The sequence below is a fragment of the Thioalkalivibrio sp. XN279 genome, from assembly GCF_011089885.1.
Taxonomy (GTDB): domain Bacteria; phylum Pseudomonadota; class Gammaproteobacteria; order Steroidobacterales; family XN24; genus XN24.
Genome location: NZ_JAANBD010000028.1, coordinates 306,782 through 321,804 on the forward strand (window position 1 = coordinate 306,782; position 15,023 = coordinate 321,804).

General features: G+C 67.2%; 13 protein-coding genes and 4 tRNA genes. 7 read left to right on the forward strand and 10 right to left on the reverse strand.

What is annotated here, in order from left to right; genetic code table 11:
- Window positions 1–43: 43 nt before the first annotated feature.
- The 5 genes from lon to G8346_RS11060 all read right to left on the reverse strand — a co-directional run bounded on the left by lon (window position 44) and on the right by G8346_RS11060 (window position 6,208).
- Window positions 44–2,476 (reverse strand): endopeptidase La, encoded by a 2,433-nt coding sequence (gene lon, locus G8346_RS11040; RefSeq protein WP_370520605.1) that lies wholly within the window; start codon window positions 2,474–2,476, stop codon window positions 44–46.
- A 216-nt stretch (window positions 2,477–2,692) separates the two neighbouring features.
- Window positions 2,693–4,000, reverse strand: coding sequence for an ATP-dependent Clp protease ATP-binding subunit ClpX (clpX, locus tag G8346_RS11045; protein ID WP_166051180.1), 1,308 nt, complete (start codon window positions 3,998–4,000; stop codon window positions 2,693–2,695).
- A 146-nt stretch (window positions 4,001–4,146) separates the two neighbouring features.
- On the reverse strand, window positions 4,147–4,779 hold the full coding sequence (gene clpP, locus G8346_RS11050) for an ATP-dependent Clp endopeptidase proteolytic subunit ClpP (protein WP_166051182.1): 633 nt from the start codon (window positions 4,777–4,779) through the stop codon (window positions 4,147–4,149).
- Window positions 4,776–6,089 carry a trigger factor gene (gene tig, locus G8346_RS11055; protein ID WP_166051184.1) on the reverse strand — a complete coding sequence of 438 codons (1,314 nt, stop codon included), beginning with the start codon at window positions 6,087–6,089 and terminating at the stop codon, window positions 4,776–4,778. Before tig ends, clpP begins: the two co-directional genes overlap by 4 nt.
- A gap of 30 nt (window positions 6,090–6,119) precedes the next feature.
- A tRNA-Leu gene (locus tag G8346_RS11060) sits at window positions 6,120–6,208 on the reverse strand.
- Between the two features lie 219 nt (window positions 6,209–6,427).
- Between G8346_RS11060 and G8346_RS11065 the strand changes: the two genes are divergently transcribed.
- Together G8346_RS11065 and G8346_RS11070 are read left to right on the forward strand one after the other, a co-directional pair.
- Window positions 6,428–6,985, forward strand: coding sequence for a hypothetical protein (locus tag G8346_RS11065; RefSeq protein WP_166051185.1), 558 nt, complete (start codon window positions 6,428–6,430; stop codon window positions 6,983–6,985).
- Window positions 6,982–7,314 carry a transcriptional regulator gene (locus G8346_RS11070; protein WP_166051187.1) on the forward strand — a complete coding sequence of 111 codons (333 nt, stop codon included), beginning with the start codon at window positions 6,982–6,984 and terminating at the stop codon, window positions 7,312–7,314. Before G8346_RS11065 ends, G8346_RS11070 begins: the two co-directional genes overlap by 4 nt.
- A 65-nt stretch (window positions 7,315–7,379) precedes the next feature.
- Here the strand turns inward: G8346_RS11070 and G8346_RS11075 are convergent.
- The 3 genes from G8346_RS11075 to G8346_RS11085 form a co-directional block, all read right to left on the reverse strand.
- Window positions 7,380–7,455, reverse strand: a tRNA-Lys gene (locus tag G8346_RS11075).
- 88 nt (window positions 7,456–7,543) lie between these two features.
- Window positions 7,544–7,619: transfer RNA gene (locus G8346_RS11080), tRNA-His, on the reverse strand.
- Between the two features lie 382 nt (window positions 7,620–8,001).
- Window positions 8,002–8,078: transfer RNA gene (locus G8346_RS11085), tRNA-Pro, on the reverse strand.
- Between the two features lie 134 nt (window positions 8,079–8,212).
- On the opposite strand from G8346_RS11085, the gene folD reads away from it, so the two are divergent.
- The gene (folD, locus tag G8346_RS11090) at window positions 8,213–9,067 is read left to right on the forward strand and encodes a bifunctional methylenetetrahydrofolate dehydrogenase/methenyltetrahydrofolate cyclohydrolase FolD (protein WP_166051189.1); all 855 of its coding nucleotides are present in this window, start codon (window positions 8,213–8,215) and stop codon (window positions 9,065–9,067) included.
- 108 nt (window positions 9,068–9,175) lie between these two features.
- Here folD and G8346_RS11095 read toward each other — a convergent pair whose 3' ends face one another.
- Entirely contained in the window at window positions 9,176–10,141 is a 966-nt protein-coding gene (locus tag G8346_RS11095; protein WP_166051191.1) for a DUF4382 domain-containing protein, read from the reverse strand.
- A 181-nt stretch (window positions 10,142–10,322) separates the two neighbouring features.
- On the opposite strand from G8346_RS11095, the gene G8346_RS11100 reads away from it, so the two are divergent.
- The 4 genes from G8346_RS11100 (at window position 10,323) to G8346_RS11115 (ending at window position 13,527) form a co-directional block, all read left to right on the forward strand.
- On the forward strand, window positions 10,323–10,937 hold the full coding sequence (locus G8346_RS11100; protein ID WP_166051193.1) for an RNA polymerase sigma factor: 615 nt from the start codon (window positions 10,323–10,325) through the stop codon (window positions 10,935–10,937).
- A complete protein-coding gene (locus tag G8346_RS11105; RefSeq protein WP_166051195.1) occupies window positions 10,934–11,677 on the forward strand; it encodes an anti-sigma factor in 744 nt (247 codons plus the stop codon). Before G8346_RS11100 ends, G8346_RS11105 begins: the two co-directional genes overlap by 4 nt.
- Entirely contained in the window at window positions 11,674–12,129 is a 456-nt protein-coding gene (locus G8346_RS11110) for a hypothetical protein (RefSeq protein WP_166051197.1), read from the forward strand. The genes G8346_RS11105 and G8346_RS11110 overlap by 4 nt, the downstream gene beginning before the upstream one ends.
- Before the next feature lie 105 nt (window positions 12,130–12,234).
- On the forward strand, window positions 12,235–13,527 hold the full coding sequence (locus G8346_RS11115) for a tetratricopeptide repeat protein (RefSeq protein ID WP_166051199.1): 1,293 nt from the start codon (window positions 12,235–12,237) through the stop codon (window positions 13,525–13,527).
- Here the strand turns inward: G8346_RS11115 and cysS are convergent.
- Window positions 13,524–15,014, reverse strand: coding sequence for a cysteine--tRNA ligase (cysS, locus tag G8346_RS11120; protein ID WP_166051201.1), 1,491 nt, complete (start codon window positions 15,012–15,014; stop codon window positions 13,524–13,526). The genes G8346_RS11115 and cysS overlap by 4 nt on opposite strands.
- Window positions 15,015–15,023 lie beyond the last annotated feature (9 nt).

Genomic DNA, 15,023 nt, shown 5'->3' on the forward strand with positions numbered 1-15,023 from the left:
CGCGCAGCAACACCGCCGCGCGCCCCCGGTCCGTTACCGCCGCTCAGTGCGCGTGCACGCCCTTGCCTTCGCCCTTGGCCTCGGCAGCCTTGGGGGGCTCCTCGGGAGTGATGTCCTCGCCCGGCTCGGGCATGTGCGTCAGCGCCACCTCGAGCACCTGGTCGATCCACTTCACCGGCCTGATGTCGAGCTTGCCCTTGATGTTCTTCGGGATCTCGGCCAGGTCCTTCTCGTTCTCCTCCGGGATCAGCACCACGTGGATGCCGCCGCGATGGGCCGCCAGCAGCTTCTCCTTCAGCCCGCCGATCGGCAGCACTTCGCCGCGCAGCGTGATCTCGCCGGTCATGGCGACGTCCGAGCGCACCGGGATCCCGGTCAGCGCGGAGACCAGCGCGGTGCACATGCCGATGCCGGCGCTGGGGCCGTCCTTGGGCGTCGCACCCTCGGGCACGTGGATGTGCACGTCCTTCTTGGAGTGGAACTCGGGATCGACGCCGAGCACCCGGGCGCGGCTGCGCACCACCGTCATGGCGGCCTGGATCGATTCCTTCATCACGTCGCCGAGCGTGCCGGTGTGGATCAGCTTGCCCTTGCCGGGGATGGTGGCGGCCTCGATGGTCAAGAGCTCGCCGCCGACCTCGGTCCACGCCAGGCCGGTGACCTGGCCGACGCGATCGGTCTCCTCGGCACGGCCGAAGCGGAAACGCTTCACGCCGAGGTATTTCTCGATGCTGGTCGGCTTCACCGCGACCTTCTTCACGTCCTTGTCGAGCACCATCTCCTTCACGGCCTTGCGGCAGATGCGGGCCAGCTCCCGCTCGAGGTTGCGTACGCCGGCTTCGCGCGTGTAGTGGCGGATGATGTCGCGGATCGCGCCGTCGCTGATCACCACCTCGCCTTCCTTGAGGCCGTTGTTCTTCACCTGCTTCGGCACCAGGTAGCGCTTGGCGATGTTGAGCTTCTCGTCCTCGGTGTAGCCGGGGATACGGATCACTTCCATGCGGTCGAGCAGCGGCGCCGGGATGTTCAGGCTGTTCGCCGTGCAGATGAACATCGTGTCCGACAGGTCGAAGTCCACCTCGAGGTAGTGGTCGTTGAAGCTCGAGTTCTGCTCGGGATCGAGCACCTCGAGCAGCGCCGAGGACGGGTCGCCACGGAAGTCCATCGACATCTTGTCGATCTCGTCCAGCAGGAACAGCGGGTTGCGCACGCCCGTGCGCGACATGTTCTGGATGATCTTGCCCGGCATGGAGCCGATGTAGGTGCGGCGGTGACCGCGGATCTCGGCCTCGTCACGCACGCCGCCTAAGCTCATGCGCACGAACTTGCGGTTGGTGGCGCGCGCGATGCTCTTGCCGAGCGAGGTCTTGCCCACGCCCGGCGGCCCGACCAGGCACAGGATCGGGCCCTTCTGCTTCTTCACGCGCTGCTGCACGGCCAGGTACTCGACGATGCGCTCCTTGACCTTCTCCAGCCCGTAGTGGTCCTCTTCCAGCACCTTCTCGGCGCGGGACAGGTCCTTCAGGATCCGGGTGCGCTTCTTCCACGGCGCCTTCACCAGCCAGTCGATGTAGTTGCGCACCACGGTGGCCTCGGCCGACATGGGCGACATCATCTTCAGCTTGTTGAGCTCGGAGGTGGCCTTTTCCTTAGCCTCGGCGGGCATGCCGGCGGTCTCGATCTTCTTCTCCAGCTCGGCGACCTCGCTGGCCTCCTCGTTCATGTCACCCAGTTCCTTCTGGATGGCCTTCATCTGTTCGTTGAGGTAGTACTCGCGCTGGCTCTTCTCCATCTGCTGCTTGACGCGGCCGCGCACGCGCTTTTCGATCTGCAGCACGTCGATCTCGCCCTCGATGAGCGCCATCACCAGCTCCAGCCGCTCGCGGATGGAGGCTGTCTCCAGCACGCGCTGCTTGTCGGCCAGGCGCAGCGACATGTGCGCCGCCACCGTGTCCGCCAGCCGGCCCGGGTGGTCGATCCCGGACAGCGAGGTGAGGATCTCGGGCGGCACCTTCTTCGACAGCTTGACGTAGTTCTCGAAGTGGGTGATGACGGAACGGGTCAGCACCTCGACTTCACGCTCCTCGGGGGCGCCGGTGTCTTCCAGCACCTCGATGTCGGCGGTGAAATACTCGCCCTCGCGGATGTCCTTGAGCGCCACGCGCTCGCCGCCCTCGACCAGCACCTTCACGGTGCCGTCGGGCAGCTTGAGCAGCTGCAGGATGGTGGCCAGCGTGCCGAAGTCGTACACGTCGCCGGGACCCGGCTCGTCCACGTCCGCCTGCTTCTGCGCCACCAGCACGATCTGCTTGCCGGCCTGCATGGCCTGGTTCAGCGCCTGCACCGAGCGGTCGCGGCCGACGAACAACGGGATCACCATGTGCGGATAGACCACCACGTCCCGCAACGGCAGCAACGGGGCGCCGGACTCGGGGGCTTCAGGCTTGGCGGGGGTCTGGGTGATGTCTTCTGCCACGTGGATACTCTCCTGGATGCTCAAGGACGGCGGACTCGCCAAGGGGCGAGCCGGCACGCCCTAGTTATGGGGGCCGGGCGGCGATTAATCAAGGGTTCGACCCGGCGGGGGGCCGGAGATTCAAAAGAATTTCGCGCGCAGACGCAGAGCGCGCAGAGATCGCACAGGTGTGCGGGGGTGTCCGGGGGCGCCCGGGGCGCGCCTGGCGGGGCGATCCTACAGGGCCGACCCGGTCGGGCGGCGCTCCTCGCGACGGGACTCGTCGGACTCGAACATCATGTAGGGCTTGTTCTCGCCGTTCACGACGGTCTCGTCCACCACCACCTTGGTCACGTCCTCCATGGACGGCAACTCGTACATGGTGTCGAGCAGCACGTTCTCGAGGATGGTGCGCAGCCCGCGCGCGCCGGTCTTGCGCGCCATGGCCTTGCGCGCCAGCGCGCGCAGCGCGTCGTCGCGGAACTCCAGCTCCGCGCCCTCCATCTCGAACAGGCGGCGGTACTGCTTGGTGAGCGCGTTCTTCGGCTCGACCAGGATCTGCACCAGGGCGTCCTCGTCCAGCTCCTCCAGCGTCGCCACCACCGGCAGGCGGCCGACGAATTCCGGGATGAGACCGAACTTGATCAGGTCCTCCGGCTCCACCTCGTGGAACAGCTCGCCGGTGGACTTCTGCTCGTTCTTCCCCTGGACCTCGGCGGCGAAGCCGATGCCGCTCTTGGTCGAGCGGTTGGAAATGATCTTCTCCAGGCCGGCGAAGGCGCCGCCGCAGATGAAGAGGATGTTGCGCGTGTCGACCTGCAGGAACTCCTGCTGCGGGTGCTTGCGGCCGCCCTGCGGCGGCACCGAGGCGACCGTGCCCTCGATCAGCTTCAGCAGCGCCTGCTGCACGCCCTCGCCCGAGACGTCGCGGGTGATGGACGGGTTGTCGGACTTGCGCGAAATCTTGTCGATCTCGTCGATGTAGACGATGCCGGTCTGCGCCCGCTCGACGTCGTAGTCGCACTTCTGCAGCAGCTTCTGGATGATGTTCTCGACGTCCTCGCCGACGTAGCCCGCCTCGGTGAGCGTGGTGGCGTCGGCGATGGTGAAAGGCACGTTCAACAGGCGCGCCAGGGTCTCCGCCAGCAGCGTCTTGCCGCAGCCGGTGGGCCCGATGAGCAGGATGTTGCTCTTCGCCAGCTCGACCTCGTCGCCACGCCCGGCGCGCTCACCGCTGCGGCTCTCGAGGCGCTTGTAGTGGTTGTACACCGCCACCGAGAGCACTTTCTTGGCGGCCGACTGGCCGATCACGTACTGGTCGAGAACGCCGTAGATTTCCTGCGGCTTGGGCAGCTTGCTGTGGCCGCTCTCTTCCTTGTCCTCGAGCTCCTCGCGGATGATGTCGTTGCACAGCTCGACGCATTCATCGCAGATGAACACGGACGGACCCGCAATCAGCTTCCGCACCTCGTGCTGGCTCTTGCCGCAAAAGGAACAGTAAAGCAGCTTGCCGTCTTCGTGCTTGCCGCGGGAATCGTCAGCCATGCCTCGACCTCGGGGATATGAACTTTTTCCGGCTGCTCAGCGCGTTACCGGCAGCGACTATATAGCACGGGCCCAAGCCCGGCTGCAAAAAGGCGGCCCCCGGCGGAGCCGCCCCCAGGGGCATCCTGAGGCCGGTCCGGGCGGCCTCAGCTGCCCTTCTCGCCCTGCAGCGGCAGCGCCTCGCCGCGGCGGGTCAGGACGCGATCGACCAGGCCGTAGTTCACCGCCTCCTCGCCGCCGATGAAGAAATCGCGGTCGGTGTCCTGCGCCACCTTTTCCTTGGTCTGGCCGGTATGGTGGGCCAGGATCTCGTTCAGGCGGTCGCGGATTTTCAGCACCTCGCGGGCGTGGATGTCGATGTCCGAGGCCTGGCCCTGGAAGCCGCCGAGGGGCTGGTGAATCATCATGCGCGAGTGCGGCAGGCAGAAGCGCTTGCCCTTGGCGCCGCCCGCCAGCAGCACGGCGCCCATGCTGGCGGCCTGGCCGCAGCAGATGGTCGACACGTCGGGCTTGATGAACTGCATGGTGTCGTAGATCGACATGCCCGCGGTCACCACGCCGCCCGGCGAGTTGATGTAGAGGTGGATGTCCTTGTCCGGGTTCTCCGACTCCAGGAACAGCAGCTGCGCCACGATGAGGTTGGCCATGTGGTCCTCGATCGGGCCCACCACGAAGATCACCCGCTCCTTGAGGAGGCGCGAGTAGATGTCGTAGGCGCGCTCGCCCCGGGCGGTCTGCTCGACCACCATCGGCACCAGGTTCATCGCCGTCGTCGTCATGCGCCTTCCTCCTGGTTCATGAGCTGGTTGAAGCTGACCGGCTTGTCGGACACCTTGGCGCGCTGCAGCAGCCAGTCGACGACCTGCTCCTCCAGGACCGCAGTCTCGACCTGGCTCATGAGCTCGCGGTTGGCGCGATAGACGCGAGCCACCGCCTCCGGGTCGCCGTAGTTCTCGCCGATTTCCTTCAGGCGTTCGTCCACCTTGGCGGGGTCGACGCGAATCTCGTTGCTGCGCACGATCTCGCCGATGAGCAGCCCCAGGGCCACGCGGAAACGGGCCGGGCCCTCGAAAGGTTCGCGCGGCGGCAGCTCGGCCTGGCCTGGCTCGGCATTGGGGTTCATGCGCCGCGCCATGTCACGCCGCAGCGCCTCGATCTCCTGCTCGATGAGCGCGCCGGGGACCTCGAACTCGTTAGCCGCCACCAGCTTGTCGAGCAATTGGCGCTTGACGATGTCGCGCACCCGCCCCGCCATCTCGTCGCGCATGTTCTGCTCGACATCCTGGCGCAGTTTCTCCACGCCGCCTGCCTCGATGCCGAAGGACTGCGCGAACAGCTCGTCCACGACAGGCAGGTGGTTCTCCTCGACCTTGCGGCAGGTGACCTTGAACTCGGCCTTCTTGCCGGCGACGTCCGCGCTGCCGTAGTCCTCGGGGAACCCGACCTCCACGGTGCGTTCCTCGCCGGGCGCCAGGCCCTTCAGCCCCGCCTCGAAGTCCGGCAGCATGCGGCCTTCACCGAGCACCACCGGGACCTCGTTCCCGGCGCCGCCGCGGAACTCCTCGCCGTCGATGGTGCCCTTGAAATCGATGGTGATGCGGTCGCCGTCCGCAGCAGCCCGCTCCACGGCGTGCCAGTGCGAGCGCTGCGCACGCAGCTTCTCGATCATCTCGTCGACTTCTTTCTCGCCGATCTCGGCGACGGGCTGCTCGACCTCGATGCCCTCGTGGCCCTTCAGCTCGATCTCCGGGAAGACCTCGAACACGGCGGTGAAGCTGAGCGGCTCGCCCTTGGGCGCACTGTGGCTCTCGATGCGTGGCGTACCTACCGGGCGGAGCTTCTGCTCGGTGATGGCCTCGATCCAGCTGTCACGGATCACCTCGGTGACCACGTCCTCGCGCACCTGGGCGCCATACTGCTGGCGCACCACCTTGAGCGGCGCCTTGCCGGGGCGGAAGCCCTTGATCTTGGCGCGCCGGCCCATGTCCTGCAGCCGCTTGTCGACTTCGCCCTCGATCCGGTCTGCCGGCACCTCGACCTTCATGCGTCGCTCGAGACCCTCGGTGGATTCCACGGAAACCGTCACCATGTCATTCCTCTTCCATCAATGCTGTGAAACTGGTGCGAAAGGAGAGACTCGAACTCTCACGGGGGATCAACCCCACCGGGACCTAAACCCGGCGCGTCTACCAGTTCCGCCACTTTCGCGCATGCGCCGGTACCGCCGGATCCGGCCAGCGCCAGACAAGCCGCGAATTATAACTGATAACCAGCGATTCAGTCGCCGGGCCGGCGACGGCGGCCGTCGCCCGGGCCGGTCACGGGCCGATGCCACCAGGCTTGACGCAGAGTACTCTGCATTATAGAGTTCTGGCCCTCTCTGGAATACAAGCCCATCCCGGCAATCACCGCCTACTGGAGCCACAGATGCATACGCCCGACCGCCTGAAACAGGACCTCGACTTCGTCAGCAACGCCGTGCGCCGTGCCGAGAGCGATCAAGGCTACGCCCTGATTTATTTCCTTTGGGCAGCACTCATTGCTGTTGGCTTCGCGCTGCCTGATTTCGCCCCCGGGCTCGCCCTGCCGTACTGGCTTGTGGCCGGGATCGGCGGCGGCGTCTTTTCCGCCTGGTATGGCGGCCGGCGCGCCAGCAAGGAAGGCGTGAAAGATCCTCAGCTCGGCCGGCGCTATGCCCTGCACTGGCTCTTGTCGGGCATGGGGATCGGGCTCGTCATCGTAATGGGCACGACCGGCGCACTGCCGATCCAGCAGATGGCCGGGCTTATCCTCCTGACCACGGGCATGGCCTATGCGCTGGCCGGCGTTCATCTCAATCCGCCCCTGTTGCCGAGCGGCTTCATCATGCTGCTGGCGTCAGCCGTGGTGCTGTTCATCCCGCTGCCCTACGTGTGGACCGCGACCGGCCTCGCGGTTGCAGCCGCCCTGCTGGCTGCCGGCATACGCGCAGCACGCCAGCGATGAATCCACGCGAGTCAGAGGTACAGGCAGGGTTGTCAGGCCTGGATCCCGTGCTCGAGCACCGGGCGCGCCTGGCCGTCTGCGTGCTGCTATCCCGGCACGGCGAAATGAGCTTCGCCCGCTTCAAGAGCCTGCTCGAACTGACCGACGGCAATCTCGGCGCACAGATGCGCAAGCTGGAAGAGGCCGGCTATATCGAGCTCCGGCGGGAATTCGAGGGACGCAAGCCCGTGACCTGGTACCGCCTCACCGACGCCGGACGACAGGCCCTCAAGCTGCATCTCGGCGCGATGCGGGCCCTGCTGTCCGCGGCGGGCGCCAGAACGGACTGAGCGCAAGGGCAACAAGCTGCGGGCACAAAAAAAGACACCGCCTCACGGCGGTGTCTTCCATTTTTTGGTGGGCCGCGAAGGAATCGAACCTTCAACCTGCGGATTAAGAGTCCGTTGCTCTGCCAATTGAGCTAGCGGCCCGGATCGCTTGCCCCGTCCGACGAGGCAGGGGCGGAATTTTGGCGATGCGGGAGGCCTTTGTAAAGGCTTGCTCCCGTGCGCCGGAAAATGGGGTGGACGATGGGACTCGAACCCACGACGACCGGGATCACAACCCGGGGCTCTACCAACTGAGCTACGTCCACCATCGAACGGCGGGGCATTTTACCCCGAATCACGGAAATTGGCGCGCCCGGCAGGACTCGAACCTGCAACCCTCGGCTTAGCTTACCAACTACCGCTTTCGCGGCCCCGCAATACAGCGAGTTTGTGGTCTGGACTATCCCTTCGCCATCTCAGGCGCCGCACGTCTAGTCTCTACGGAGCCCCGCGTCGATCAGGTTGATATCGGCAGGTTTCCACGGGATTGCCATCAGCATGACCTGTTAAGGTTTCCCCGTTACGGTGCGGTCCACTGGGGCGGTTCCGTTTTCCGCTCCAGGCTCCTCACTCAAAGGCCGATGCTCTGTCCGGTTGAGCTACGGGCGCATGATCCGAATCTTCCAACATCCTCCCTGGCACGTTGACTGGTCGGGGCAGAGGGATTCGAACCCCCGACCTTCTGCTCCCAAAGCAGACGCGCTACCAGACTGCGCTATGCCCCGGCACGTGACCGGAAGGGCTGCGAATGATACGCCCAGCCCCGGGGCCGGTCAACGCGCGAAAGGGCAGTTTTTCTTGTCCGCTCCGATGCTTGCGTGAGACACTAGCGGCTTGTTTCCGGCCGGGTGCAGCCACCGTGACGGCACAGATCATCGACGGGCGGCAGGTCGCCGCCGACATCCAGCGAGACCTTCGCGCCCGCATCGAAAACCGCGTTGCAGCCGGCCGCCGCCGTCCCGGGCTCGCGGTGGTGATGGTCGGCGAGGATCCTGCCTCCGCCATTTACGTGCGCAACAAGCGCAAGGCCTGCGAGGACGCCGGCATCCGCTCGGTGGCCCACGACCTGCCCGCTGACACCACGCAGGACACCCTGGACGCGCTCATCGCCGCGCTAAACACCGATCCCGTGATCGACGGCATCCTGGTGCAACTGCCCCTGCCCGCCCAGCTCGACGCGCGGCGCGTCATCGAGGCCATCGACCCGGCCAAGGACGTCGACGGCTTCCACCCCTACAACATCGGCCGCCTCGCCCAGCGCATCCCCCTCCTCCGGCCCTGCACCCCGGCAGGCGTGATGGCGCTGCTGGCGCACTACGACATCCCGGTGCGCACCCGGCGCGCGGTCGTCGTGGGCGCCTCCAACATCGTCGGCCGCCCCATGGCGCTCGAGCTGCTGCTGGCCGGCGCCACCACCACGGTCTGCCATCGCTTCACCCAGGACCTGGCCGCGGAGCTGGCCGACGCGGACATCGTGGTCGTGGCCGTGGGCAAGCCGGCCCTGGTCAAGGGCGCATGGATCAAGCCCGGCGCCGTGGTCGTGGACGTCGGCATGAACCGGCTGTCCGACGGCAAGCTGTGCGGCGACGTGGAGTTCGATGCCGCCGCCGAGCGGGCGGGCTGGATCACCCCCGTGCCGGGCGGTGTCGGCCCGATGACGGTGGCCATGCTGCTGAAGAACACGCTGGACGCGGCGGAGCGGCGCGACTTCTAGCAAGGGTTTGCGCCACGAAAAAGCCCCGCCGGCGAACCGGCGGGGCCTCCTCTGCGCAACGGACGTGGGGGGCATCGTCCGTCACTTCGGAACGCTCAGGCGCCAGCTTTAATCCGCCGGCAGCACATCAACCGTGGTCGCGCCCGGAGCTTCCACGGGGACGTTCTCAAATGTCGTCCAGCGCATCGTGCCGAAGCCTTCCCCGTCTTCCGCCGTCGGGTCGTACTCGCTGGCTTCCGGTGAAACGTCGACCACGTAGTCGCAGGTGAACGCCACGGTGTACTCGCCTTCCTCCAGGAAGGGGATCACGTAGGAGGCCAGCGTGCCGTCGATCTCGTCGGCCTCGAGCAGCTTGTAGACCAGCGGGTCGTCGCCGTCGGCCGGATCGCCATCCATGTCGTCCGGGTTCGCTGCGCCACCCTCGAACACGTACACGCCGCCGCTGCAGGTTTCGGCCTCCTGCAACTCGGCCAGGTACGCCAGGTCCACGGTGCCCACGACGCGGCCGACCAGCAGGCTGTCAACCATCCGCAGGGCCGGCTTGAGGATGTAGTTCGGCGCCAGGCCCGGGGGCGCGATGACGGACTTGCGCAGGTCGAAATCGATCACGATCTCGGTCGTGCCCTGCTGCGAGACAATGAACGGCCGCACCAGCTTCAGGCCGCTCTCCGACCCGCTCGGGATCCACAGCGGGAATCGTTCACCCGTTGTTTCCAGCCGGATGTAGGAACCGTCCTGCAGGTCCTGCTCGGCGAGAACTTTCAGGCGGATCCAGTTGTACTGGCCGGCGCCCAGCTCGAAATCTTCAAGCAGCGCCTCGGTCGTGCCGTCCTGCAGCTGCAGCAGGTCTATCGACCTGGGCTCGTCATAGTCGACGCTGATCGGCTCGCCGCCAGCCGGCTTCAACTCGAGGCCAGTGAACACCACCACGACCTCCGCGGCATCATCCACGGGAGAGTCGGTCAACTGCACGGTGAGGAGACCGTTCCCGTCGTCCGAGCCGCCGCACCCCGCAAGCGCCAGCGCACCGGCGGCGAGGACCGACAGCCCAAGGGTTGTCTTTAGAGTTAACATGAATCGTCTCCTTTCATCAGCAAGAATTCAGGTATCGGGTCGCTCCCCGCAGGGAAGCCCGCGAACCGGAGCAAAGCACATGCTCCTTGTGTCTTTACACGAAGCAACCGGGGTTTTGGTTCCCTATGGCGGCGTGCCAGTCCACCGGAACCCTCCGGCAGCGCCGTTCGTGTAGGGTCTGATGTCCCCGCCAACTTCGCGCTCCCCGGACGACCATGCGCGCGCACGTGCGTTCAAGGAGTTGCTCGAGCCGCTGATCCCCGTCTTTTACCGTAATGCTTTCCGCTGGACGACCACGCAGGATCGCGCCGAGGACCTGGTGCAGGAACTGCTGGTCAGGCTTTATCCCCGCATGGACGAACTGGCAGGGCTCGATCGCGTGCAGCCCTGGGCGCTGAAGGTGATGTATCGCATTTTCGTCGACCAGCACCGGCGCGAAATGAACTCCCCGGTACGTTCGCTCGACGCCCTGCCCGGCAACCGGAACGATCCGTCCGAATCTCCGCTGGAACGCTGCGCCGCCGACGGGCCGGGACCGCCCGAACTGGTGGAGCGCGAGCTGACCGGGGAGCGCGTCGCGACGGCTTGGGCGCGGCTCGGCGAGGACCAGCGCGTGGTGGTGGCCATGCACGACATCGAGGGTTACGGCCTGGAAGAACTGGCCGTGTTGCTGGATGTCCCCGTCGGCACCCTCAAGTCCCGGCTGCACCGCGCCCGCGGCCGTCTGCGCGAGCTGTTGGCCGGGGAACCTTTTGCCGCGCCCGTTCGTGATCAAGGGCAAGAGGAAGCGAAATGAGCCAAATGCCGGATTGCAAAACCCTGCGCTCGAAGCTGGACGACCTGCTGGACGGCGCCTTGCCGCGGCCGGAAGCGGAAGCTCTCGAGCGGCACATTGCGGGCTGCCCTGCCTGTGAAGCGACGCGCGCGGATGCCGAGGGCCTGCGCGCTGCGTTGCGCGCCATGCCCGTGCCAGGGATGCGTCCCGGCTTTGCCCAGGCTGCGCTGGCGGCCGCTGTCGCGCAGGACGCCGGGCGGAAACAGGCCGCCGTCCCGGCACCGCGCGAAGCGCGCCGCCGTACACGCCGTTTCGGTTTCATGCCATGGCCGGCCTCACCGGCCTGGCCCTGGCTCGGGGCCGCCGCCGGCGCCGTCGCCGCAGGCCTCCTGGTGGTGGCGCTATGGGGCCTGCCGCAGGATGCCGTGACGCCGGTGGACTCAGTCCCCCAAGCGGCAGAGCTGACACTGGCCCTGTATGAGCCGCGTGACATCGCCATAGCGATCGATGCCGAACAAGCCATGCCGGGCGCCCGCCTGACTGTGCGCCTCGCGGGCGGGATCGAGCTGGTAGGCTTCGGCGATACGCGCGAGCTGAGCTGGGAGACGGACCTGGACCAGGGCACCAACATGCTGTCGCTGCCGGTGCTCGCCCATTCACTCGAGCAGGGCCGGCTGACCGCGCTGGTCGAGCATGGAGAACGCAGGCAACAGATCGAGCTGGCCATCCGGACGGATGCGCCCGAAAGTGAGAAGCCATGAAACGCGATTTCTTGTTGTTGGCCGGCGTGTTGCTGGCGTTGGGACACGCTCCGGGCGCGATGGCGGATGAGCGTCCCGCCGCAGCGGAAGCGCCTGCTGCACCGCCGCCGCTGGACGTGACCATGCGCGTGATCGACAACCCGGACGCCGTGGCGCCTGAGGCCATCACGCGGCGCATCGCGCTGCCGCCTGTGCCGCCACGCACCGAGACGCAGGAGCGCGGCAGCGAGCGCGAACGCGCTCAGGCGCCCACAGGCGAGGCGGAACGCAACGAGATCGCACAGGAGGCGCGCGAACGCCAGCACGAGGTCGGCCAGGACGCAGCAGATCGCGCTCGCGAAATGGCGGAGCAGGCGGCGGAACAGCGCGAGGAATTCGGCCGCTCGCGCGCCGAGGAGATCCGTCCCGAACGGCCTGAGCCACCCGAACCGCCGCGCCCGCCGCGACCATAGTTGCCCCCCGGCACGCCGCCGCCCCACCTCGCCTGCGGGATGGGCCAGGGTCGGCGGCGCGCTTGCTATGATCCATCGCATGGACCGCCAGGGACGAAGACGCTGATGCACCGGCTCACCCGCATGGGCCTGGTCGCACTGGTGTCGATGGGCGCGCTGGTGCTCCATGCGGGTTCCGCGCGCGCCGAGGAAGACCCTGGTGCCCGGGCGCTCTTTGCCGCCGGGGCCGCCGCGGCCGAGGAAGCCGACTACGCTGCGGCGCTGCAGTCTTTTCTCGCTGCCCGCGATGCAGGGCTCGACGGACCCGCCGTCCACTACAACATTGGCGTCTGCGCCTGGAACCTGGGAAACCTGGACCTGGCCGAGCAAGCATTTCTCGAGACTGCGCGCGAACCCGCGATGGCGGCCCTCGCCCACTACAACCTCGGCCTGGTGAGCCGTCGCCGCGGCGACACCGAGGCTGCACGGGAATGGTTTACCCGCGCGCTCGACGCGGCCGGGGAAGACGATGCCGTACGGCAACTTGCTGCAGCCGGTCTTGCCGCGCTGCCGCCCGTCCTGACAGGCGCCAATGCAGTCCCCACACCAGGGCGCGCCACGGCCGTGTTCCTGTCCGCTGCGGCCGGGTACGACGACAACGTGGCGCTGCTGGCGGATGGCGAGCTGCTGGGCGTAAGCGAGCTGGACAGCCCGTACGCCGAGCTCCAGGCCGCCGTGGCTGCGCCGCTGCCCGCCGACCTGAGCCTGCAGGCGGGCGCCTTCCTCGTCGATTACGCCGACCTGCCCGAGCTCGACCAGCGCGGCGCCCAGGTCGAGCTGTTGTACACGCCCCGCGTCGCTGCATGGCGACTGGAGCTCGGAGGGCGCTACAGCCTGAGCCAGCTCGACGGCGAACGCTTCGAGGACCAGCGCAGCCTGCTGGTGGGTGCCAACCGACCAATCGCCCGGAACTGGCAGCTCCGGCTCAGGCTGCGCTACGCGGACATCGAGGGCCGGGCGCCTTACGAGGGCCTGACCGGTGACCGGGTCGAGGCGGCGCTGCGGCTGCGGCGTGCGGCCGGTCCCAACCGCTTCCAGGCCGAATATCGCTTCGAGACCAACGACCGGGCCTCCGACGACCTGTCACCCGAGCGCCACCGCGTCGATCTCGAGTGGCGCCGCGACCTCGCTCGCGGGCTCCATGCCAACCTGGCGCTCGGCTGGCGCCACAGCCGCTACGAGACGCCCCAGGTCTCCTGGACCGAGCGCCGCACGAATGCCGGCGCCGGCGTGGGCGGACCGATCTACGGCGCCTGGGAATGGCTGCTGCGCTACGACTGGGCCGATAACAGCGCTTCACTCGCCGAGTTCGAGTACGACCGCAATCGCGCCTTCCTCGGGGTGCAGGCCGTCTTCTAGCTTCGCCGCCAGGTGGTCCCGCCCGGACCGTCTTCGAGGATGATGCCTGCCGCGGCGAGTTCATCACGGATCCGGTCCGCCGCGGCGAAGTCCTTGCGCTTGCGCGCCTGCATGCGGTCTTCGATGCGCGCCTCGATCTCGTGTTCGCAGAGCGGCATAGATGCGCCCGTCGAGCCCTGCTGCGCAGCAGTATCCAGCGCCGCAGCGCCCTCGGACTTCACCTCGGCATGCTGCGGCAGCGGCTGGCCGTCGGCGCCAAAACCGCGCCCGCCGCTCTTCAACCAGGCGTCGGGATCGGTCTGCAGCAGGCCGAGCACGCCGCCGATGCTGCGCAACGTCGCAGCAAGTCGCTCCGCAGCCGCTTCGTCGCCGCCGGACTTCGCGGTATTGAGCTGGCCCGCCAGCTGCTGGAACAACGCCAGCGCTTCAGCCGTATTGAAGTCGTCGTCCATCACATCGCGAAAGCGCGCCACCCAGCTCTCGTCGGGCTCGCCAGCAGGCTCGACGCCGCGCAGGGCGGTGTAGAGCCGACGCAGCGCCGCAACGGCCTGGTCGAGGTTCTGCTCGGTGTAGTTCAGCGGGCTGCGGTAGTGGCTGGAGAGCACGAAGTAGCGGATGGCCTCGGCCGGGTAGCGCTCCAGCACCTCGCGGATGGTGAAGAAGTTGCCCAGCGACTTGGACATCTTCTCTTCGTCCACGCGCACGAAGCCGTTGTGCATCCAGTAATTGACGAACTTGCCGCCGGTGGCGCCGCAGCTCTGCGCGATCTCGTTCTCGTGGTGCGGGAACTTCAGATCGAGGCCGCCGCCGTGGATGTCGAAGTGCTCACCGAGGATCTCGGTCGACATCACCGAGCACTCGATGTGCCACCCCGGCCGTCCGCGGCCCCACGGCGACTCCCACGCCGGCTCGCCCGGCTTCGCCGCCTTCCACAGCACGAAGTCCAGCGGATCGCCCTTGGCCTCGTCGACCTCGACGCGCGCGCCGGCGCGCAGGTCGGCCAGGCGCTTGCCGGAGAGCTTGCCATACTCCGGAAAGCTGGCCACGCGGTAGTACACGTCGCCGTTGTCAGCGGCGTAGGCATGCCCGCGCTCGATGAGCGCCTGGATCATGTCCTGGATCTTGCGGTTGTCGGTGTATTCCGTGGCGCGCGGCTCGTGGTCGGCCGGACCGATGCCGAGTGCGGCGAAGTCCTCGTTCATGGCGTCGATGTAGCGCTGCGTCAGCGACTGCAGCGTCTCGCCCGCCTCCGCCGCGCGCTTGATGATCTTGTCGTCGATATCGGTGATGTTGCGCACGAAGGTCACGTCATAACCCGACCAGCGCAGGTAGCGCGCCACCACGTCGAACACCACGTGTGCGCGCGCATGCCCGATATGGCAGTAGTCGTACACCGTCATGCCGCAGGCGTACATGCGCACCTTGCCGGGCTCGATGGGCTGGAACGTTTCCTTGGTGCCGGTGAGGGAGTTGTGGATCTGCAGCATGGGTGGACC

Coding starts and splice junctions, on each gene's coding strand:
- clpX (WP_166051180.1), bottom strand. CDS start 4,000: ATGGCTGACGATTCCCGCGGCAAGCACGAAGACGGCAAGCTGCTTTAC.
- clpP (WP_166051182.1), bottom strand. CDS start 4,779: ATGACGACGACGGCGATGAACCTGGTGCCGATGGTGGTCGAGCAGACC.
- tig (WP_166051184.1), bottom strand. CDS start 6,089: ATGGTGACGGTTTCCGTGGAATCCACCGAGGGTCTCGAGCGACGCATG.
- G8346_RS11065 (WP_166051185.1), top strand. CDS start 6,428: ATGCATACGCCCGACCGCCTGAAACAGGACCTCGACTTCGTCAGCAAC.
- G8346_RS11070 (WP_166051187.1), top strand. CDS start 6,982: ATGAATCCACGCGAGTCAGAGGTACAGGCAGGGTTGTCAGGCCTGGAT.
- G8346_RS11095 (WP_166051191.1), bottom strand. CDS start 10,141: ATGTTAACTCTAAAGACAACCCTTGGGCTGTCGGTCCTCGCCGCCGGT.
- G8346_RS11100 (WP_166051193.1), top strand. CDS start 10,323: ATGTCCCCGCCAACTTCGCGCTCCCCGGACGACCATGCGCGCGCACGT.
- G8346_RS11105 (WP_166051195.1), top strand. CDS start 10,934: ATGAGCCAAATGCCGGATTGCAAAACCCTGCGCTCGAAGCTGGACGAC.
- G8346_RS11110 (WP_166051197.1), top strand. CDS start 11,674: ATGAAACGCGATTTCTTGTTGTTGGCCGGCGTGTTGCTGGCGTTGGGA.
- G8346_RS11115 (WP_166051199.1), top strand. CDS start 12,235: ATGCACCGGCTCACCCGCATGGGCCTGGTCGCACTGGTGTCGATGGGC.
- cysS (WP_166051201.1), bottom strand. CDS start 15,014: ATGCTGCAGATCCACAACTCCCTCACCGGCACCAAGGAAACGTTCCAG.